Raw genomic sequence first — 6,705 nt, 5'->3', positions numbered from 1 at the left:
TGGCATCGTCCGGTATTCGGCCGACAGCACCGCCGAGATGCTCCACGAAGACCTGTGTGAAGGGCGCACTGATGCTTCGGCAGTGTGCCAGGAYCGCATCGGCGGCGGCGTCGCTGAACTCGGACAAATAATGAGCGCGAAGATCGTTCWACCAAGTGTTAAGCCCGACGTGCAAATTATTGGGGCTCACCACTTGTGTACCTGTATTGGTCCAGCCCGTGGGTTAGTTGAGGCCCGCAAGTGTCCCGCCACCTGCTGGCCTCGCGCACATGCTCCACGCGCCGCATACATCAGAGACAGGCTGATTCTGCACCAGKCTATTTGTTTGACCTGATTTTTTGGGCGATCAGCTTTGAAAGAGGTTCGTGTGAGTCACGACTCAGGTGTGTACCGTCAATTCCCGGACACGCGACGGTAGCCGCGTCCACGAACAAAGCCTTGCGCTTGTCRGCGACGCGGCGTATTGCCGYGCCGAGTTCGCGCGATTTGCGTACGGAGTCGGCGTCGTACTCGGAACTTTGCTCGGCAAACGCAGGCTGGTCGGCATCGAGATGGATCGGACTGACCAGCAATACCGCAGGCACTCCACCAGTGCGGGTCCAAGCAGTACGCTCGATGTTGTCGATATAGCCCTCGAGCGCGGTTGCGACGGCGTCTGTTTCTCGACCGAACTTGGTTTTRAGATCGTTGTTCCCCAGCATGATGACCACCATGTCCAAGGGCGAGTGGCTGCGCAGGCATGGTTGAAAGTAGGTACGGCCATTGCGGTCATCACGATCGGGGTCGTCCAAGTCGGTGGTACGACCGCCGAGACCTTCCTCGATAATGGCGAATCCGGTACCCAGAAGTTGCTGTAGCTGCCCGGTCCAGCGCACGTCGGCCGGCCATCGGCCGCGCCCTTCGGAGGGTTGGCCGAAGGTGTTGGAGTCACCGAAGCACAAGAYGGTAAACGCGGCAGGGTTGACGATCAAGGTCGGATTCCTACGGGTTGGACGGATACGCCGAGGCGTTCGGCAACGCCGACAAGCCCATCCGGCCGTTGCCTATCTCGACGGGTCAGTAGCTCATTGGTCAGCGTGTGGGCCAGGGGTATGTGACCAACGAATTCCGGTGCCATCGAGCACGCATGGCGAAGCGTATCCACGGCTCCCGCATCGTCCCGGTTGTGGATCTGGGCTTGTGCAACGTTGATGAGCCTGCGGCTGCGCAGCGTGGGCGGAATTCCGGTATCACCGCCACTGACAACAGCGGCAAGTCTCAGAGCTTCACGCGGCCGATTCGCACCAGTCTCGTTGATCACACCGAAACTAGCGGCCGAGGTCTGGCCGAACACATTGGACACCTCGGGTCTACTGGCATACTCGTCTTCTAGCTGCGTCCCAGCCGATTCGCATAAGCGTAGATATCTTCGTGCCTCGCGGTAGTCCCCCGTTCGAGAGGCAGCGAATGCCGCATAGCATAGGAGTTCTCCCCATATGGCGATATGGCGCGGGGTGGCAGTGGACAAACGCGGTTCAATGTCGGCAGCTGCCKGGTCGGCATACGCGGCTGCATCGTCATACATGCCGTTTTTCGCAAACAGCCATGACTGTGATCCTTTAATAGCAGCTCGTGTCAGCTCGTCCCCGCTCTCCGTTGCCAGTGCATCTGCGCGGACGAGCGCCAGTGTAGCTAAGTCTTCCTGCGCCACGTAGCCCAGAAAATTTGATGAGGCGTGCAGTAGTTGAGCGAGTGAAATATTGATCTGACGCCGYGTCTCACCTGTCGCCGCCTCAGCTGCGCTGTAGGCGCTTGCTAAAGCGGCAGGGAGCGCCCGTTTCATTTCGCCGAATCGCGCCGAAAAGAACAAATCCCATGCGCGAGCTACTGCAGCGGTCAGTTCCAGCTGTTCGCCTGGCGGCGTATCTGGAATGCATCCCATGAGCACCCGCCGCAGATGAAACATATTGCCGTCATGCGAGCCGCTGCTCGAGTCATCCGGGATTGCTTTGTCGGCAGGTCGCAGGGGCACAGCGGCGGGAGCGTCGGACAGTATCGCGTCAGCACCAAGGAGGTCGGTGAGTTGTTCGGGGGTGACTTTCAACGCGACAGCGAGCTTGGGCCACAGCCACGCCAGAGGCTCACTCTTACCGGCCTCCCAGCGCACCACGGTTGACCGCTCCACGTTTACACGCGCCGCCAACGACTCCTGAGTAAACCCCAGAGCCTTACGGYGCTGCGCGAAACCGCGGCGCGCCCCGCGCCCAACAGCAGCCATGCCCTTCACCTTCCGCCCCTACCTACACCCGAGCTCAGCGGGGCATTGCCTCTTTCGCGCCTCATTAGTGCTCAGTGTGCGCTCTGGTCCGTGGTCGCTGCCAACGGTTGGCTACAGGGTACGGCCGAAACCTAGTGCGTAGCAATGGAGGCAACGAGCTATGACCAGTCAAGATACAGCGCGGCGCAGCGCGGTCAGYCCCCGGACAGTGAGCCCTGTGGGGGGCGTGCTGATCATGGCCGGGGGCGCGCGATGAGCTTCCCCGAATCCGAGACAGCAGGGCAATTGGAGACAGAGCGGTGGTTGCTTGGTATTGCCGGGGAGCTGCCGCCGCTGCTGGACCGTCACCAGCTCGACAAGCGCGGCCGGTGCACGGTGTGTCGTGAAGTGCGCGGCCGGTGGTGGCCGTGGCCGATGCGGATCACATGCACGGTGCGCGCTGGGCTGGGTTTCTCCCTGCACCACCTTGACCGGCTTGCGCCTTTGATCACCCTCGGGCACAAGATAATTGGGGCGATGCTGTGAGTATCGTCCGCTTGAATCCCAGCTATCTGAAACCGCCCGATGCCCATCCGGCCGCCACACCTGAAGAACTAGCCCTCGTGGCGCTGGGGAGCAGCGGCAAGTACCTGGGCGGGGCGGAGAATCTGTCGGTGCTGTTTGCGCGCCGCGCGGCCATCACGTGGGGTTTCTCGCATATGGCCGATACCGCTGAAACCATCACTTCGCACCTGGTCACTCGGGCGGTGGAACTTACCGGGGTACCCAACCCGCCGGCGCGCTTTATCGAGGTGATGAAAGACCCGCTGCCGCTGATCGGTATCCGGCTGAGGCTCATCCGGCTCGGTTTGCTTATCGAGGTGTGGGACAGCAAAAGCGGTACCCCACTTCCGCCGGACGGTGAGTTTCTGGATGACGATTTGGCCTCTGTGCAAAGGCTCAGTGACGAATGGGGCTGGTATCGGGCACCCGGCGGCGGGAAAGTTATCTGGGCCAAACTCCACCACTCCGCCGACCGTATGCCGCGCCGCACTGTTGGCCGCTATTCCTATCCCGAACCCGATCCGCCGATCACAGCCTTTTCTGACGCGCCCGTAATTCAACGAACGCTTGACGGGCTACAGCAACAAGTCAACACCGCGAGAAAGGCGTACTATGGCTATCTCTTGCAACGACACGACGACGGTGAACCTACTGTCCAACCCGGACGTTGCCGAATCCCGAGCCCATATCCACCCGTTAAGGCTCAGTGGGCGGCGTCAGGGAAAGCTACGCGCGGGCGTAGTCGGCCTCGGTAGGCAGGCGCTCGACGATCACATACCGGGGCTCAAAGAGTCCGAGGGCGCCGAATTAGCGGCGGTGTGTGACGACAATCCCGAGTTGGTACGTGAGCATCAATACCGGCTGAATGTGGGTGGCTATACCGATTTTCATGAGATGTTCCGCACAGAACAACTCGATTTGGTGATTGTCACCGTGCCACACCACATCGGGCGTGCCGTTGTCAGTGCCGCCGCCGAGCATCGTGTTCACGTGCTGAAAGAGAAGCCGTTCGCCACCACTATTGCCGAAGCGCATGACCTTGCACAACAGTGCCGGAGTGCCGACATTCAGCTCATGGTCACGTTGCAGCGTCGTTTCAATCCGATTTATACGAGCTTCATTCAGTTGGCCGACCAGATCGGAACACCGTTCATAGTGGAGGGGCAATACACGCTGTTTGTCGATGATCCCTCCGATGGGTGGCGCGGTAAATCGGCGATGGCTGGGGGCGGTTGCGTCATCGACATGGGATACCACCTCATCGACATGGTCCTGTGGTACTTCGGCCTGCCCGATCGCGTGTTGGCGGACATGTCGGTACAGGCCAGACCAGACCGCATCTACGACGCCGAAGACACCGCGCTCATTCATTTCGGCTACGACTCCGGCCTATACGGGTCGCTGCTGCTGTCGCGATTCATCGGGCCGAAAAGTGAGCAAATCAGGCTTGTCGGCAGTAAAGGTGTGGTGCATTTAGAGCGTGGGCGGCTACGCCGCCTCACCAATGGCGGCGAAGTCATCGAATCGCTATCGCGTGAACAGTCATGGCCTTCGGCGGCAACCTGCCAGATTGATTATTTCTGCCGGGTCATCGAAGGACTGCGACCCAACCTCAGCGGCCCAATAGAAAACCTTGCGCACATGAGTTTCATCGCAGCTTGTTACGAGTCCGCCAATACACACACCTACGTAAATCCGAAGGGGACGCAGTGGCCAACCCTCTAGCCTTGCTCGGCGGAACACCAACCGTTCGGCATGACGGCCCACATTTCACCTGGCCACCACTGGGAGACGGCGCAAGAAGCGCTGTGTTGGGCCAGCTCGACCGCGCGGTGTCGATCTATGACCGTTCCGGCGTGGTCGAAGAATTGGAGAACGACCTACGCGAGTACCACGGTGTGGAACACGCCGTGCTCACCAGCTCCGGCACCGCCGCCCTGTACTCGATGTACGCGGCGTGCGGCATCGGCCCCGGTGATGAGGTGATAGCCCCGGCATACACGTTCTTCGCCACTGTAACGCCGCTGCTGCACGTGGGAGCGGTGCCTGTGCTGGCCGATTGCGACGCTACCGGCAACCTTGACCCCGACGACGTAACACGGCGCATCACCCCAAATACCAAGGCGCTCATCGTTACCCACATGTGGGGACTGCCCGCCGACATGCCTGGGCTTCAAGCGGTCGCGGATGATCACGGCCTGATCCTGTTGGAGGATGGTTCCCACGCCCACGGCGCGAGCATAAACGGCCAGCGCGCCGGAACCTTTGGCCACGCTGCCGCTTTCAGCATGAACGGCCCCAAACCGCTATCGGCCGGGGAGGGTGGTTTTATCCTCACCGACGACACGGAGGTCTATTACCGGGCGCTCCTGCATGGCCAGTACAACAAGCGTTGCCGCAACGAGATCCCGCGAGAGCATCCGCTCTACCGCTACGCCGTTACCGGTACCGGGCTCAAGCACCGCATTCACCCGTTGGCGGCGAGTCTCGCGCGTGACCAGCTCGCGAACCTAGACGGCTACCTAGACGGCCGGGCCAGAGTCGCGCGGTACCTGTGTGACCAGCTCAGCGACCTAGCGGGCATCACCGTGCCCAACGTACCGGCCGGGGTGCGCCCGTCCTGGTACGGGCTGACGCTGCGATACCGGGCAGACGAGCTGGGCGGGCTTCCCATACAGCGCTTCTACGATGCGCTGCACGCCGAAGGGTGCCGCGAACTGGACCGGCCCGGCTCCACGTGCCCGCTGAACCTGCTGCCCCTGTTCCAGCAACCTGAACCGCTGCTACCGGCCTATGCAGACGCGCTGGCCTACGGCCCCGGCGAGTTCCCGCAAGCCGAGGCCGTACATGCCACCATCCTGAAACTGCCCGTCTGGCACCGTGAGGAGGATATGCCGCTGGTAGACAGCTACATCGAAGCGTTCCGCAAAATCTCCGACCGATACCGCGACCTGTGAAGGATGAATAAGAACAATGGTCGATACCGCGTTGATTGCCCGTCTCACCGCTGAAGCCGAAATAGACGGAATACAGCAACTCGTTGTGGGCGCTGTAGTGGAACACAAGGGCACGGTGCTTTTGCTCCAGCGCCCCAAGGATGACTTCATGGGCGGGATATTCGAGCTGCCCAGCGGAAAGGTTGAACCTGGAGAGACTCTGGATGCGGCCCTTATCCGCGAAGTCGCGGAGGAAACCGGCCTGAACGTAACTTACCTCGGTGAATTCCTCGGCAGCTTCGATTACCAGGGCGGCAGCGGAAAGAAGAGCCGTCAATTCAATTTCACTGTGGCGGTGAGCGTGCCGGGGCCAGTGAAATTGACCGAGCACGACGCTTACACGTGGACGGGCATCACAGAGGAGCTGCCCGTCACCGACGCGGTGAAAGATGTGCTGACCACATACCGCTCGATATAGATAAGCCACATCGGGTAAAACCCGAGGCAAGCTGGCCGAGTTGATCCGCGAGTACCCGTGTCTTATAGAGTAGCTACATGACGCGGCGTCTCGACGTCGCCGGAACTGCCTGGGATCGTGACTTGAGGTTGAGATCCGCCGATGTACCGAGCGAACGAACCGAGCTGACACACATGAGCGTGCGCTGTGGTCCTGACCATGCACCAGCGGAGCGCCGATCGCCGACAACCTCGCAAAGACAGCAGGTCAAGCCATTGGTTTCACTTGCCGAGAGCTTACCGGCCTGATCCGAATCGCTGGCCCTTCCACCGTCAAAAGGGTTCGGGTTGTGGAGCGTTAGGCCCAATGCCGCGCAGTTAAGGGTGGTGGCCCGGTCGTCAAGTCGGCGGGTTCGGTGTTGATGTCGATCGGCCGGTGACTGAGATGGTGGTGTCGAATCCTTTTGTCCGCCAAGGTGTGTCGGTGACAAAGACAGCGGAACTCCGGGTAAA

General features: G+C 60.8%; 6 protein-coding genes. 4 read left to right on the top strand and 2 right to left on the bottom strand.

The genetic code is table 11. The features are described 5' to 3' along the window. Positions 1 to 317 precede the first annotated feature (317 nt). Positions 318 to 971, bottom strand: a complete 654-nt coding sequence (locus tag AB4Y89_RS24225) for a GDSL-type esterase/lipase family protein (protein ID WP_442303518.1) — start codon at positions 969 to 971, stop codon at positions 318 to 320. Continuing rightward, the gene (locus AB4Y89_RS24220) at positions 968 to 2,257 is read right to left on the bottom strand and encodes a helix-turn-helix transcriptional regulator (RefSeq protein WP_442303517.1); all 1,290 of its coding nucleotides are present in this window, start codon (positions 2,255 to 2,257) and stop codon (positions 968 to 970) included. Before AB4Y89_RS24220 ends, AB4Y89_RS24225 begins: the two co-directional genes overlap by 4 nt. A gap of 521 nt (positions 2,258 to 2,778) precedes the next feature. On the opposite strand from AB4Y89_RS24220, the gene AB4Y89_RS24215 reads away from it, so the two are divergent. The 4 genes from AB4Y89_RS24215 (at position 2,779) to AB4Y89_RS24200 (ending at position 6,214) form a co-directional block, all read left to right on the top strand. Next, entirely contained in the window at positions 2,779 to 3,555 is a 777-nt protein-coding gene (locus AB4Y89_RS24215) for a hypothetical protein (RefSeq protein WP_442303516.1), read from the top strand. Beyond that, positions 3,443 to 4,525 carry a Gfo/Idh/MocA family protein gene (locus tag AB4Y89_RS24210; RefSeq protein WP_442303519.1) on the top strand — a complete coding sequence of 361 codons (1,083 nt, stop codon included), beginning with the start codon at positions 3,443 to 3,445 and terminating at the stop codon, positions 4,523 to 4,525. Before AB4Y89_RS24215 ends, AB4Y89_RS24210 begins: the two co-directional genes overlap by 113 nt. Positions 4,526 to 4,611: 86 nt before the next feature. Beyond that, positions 4,612 to 5,757: a DegT/DnrJ/EryC1/StrS family aminotransferase gene (locus AB4Y89_RS24205; protein ID WP_442303515.1), complete on the top strand. Its 1,146-nt coding sequence runs from the start codon at positions 4,612 to 4,614 to the stop codon at positions 5,755 to 5,757. Between the two features lie 16 nt (positions 5,758 to 5,773). Further along, on the top strand, positions 5,774 to 6,214 hold the full coding sequence (locus AB4Y89_RS24200; protein ID WP_442303514.1) for an NUDIX domain-containing protein: 441 nt from the start codon (positions 5,774 to 5,776) through the stop codon (positions 6,212 to 6,214). Positions 6,215 to 6,705 lie beyond the last annotated feature (491 nt).

It is taken from the genome of Terriglobus sp. 2YAB30_2, assembly GCF_052114765.1.
GTDB lineage: Bacteria > Acidobacteriota > Terriglobia > Terriglobales > Acidobacteriaceae > Terriglobus.
Note: the sequence above shows the minus strand (reverse complement) of the source record. Positions and strands in the feature narration are given on the sequence as shown.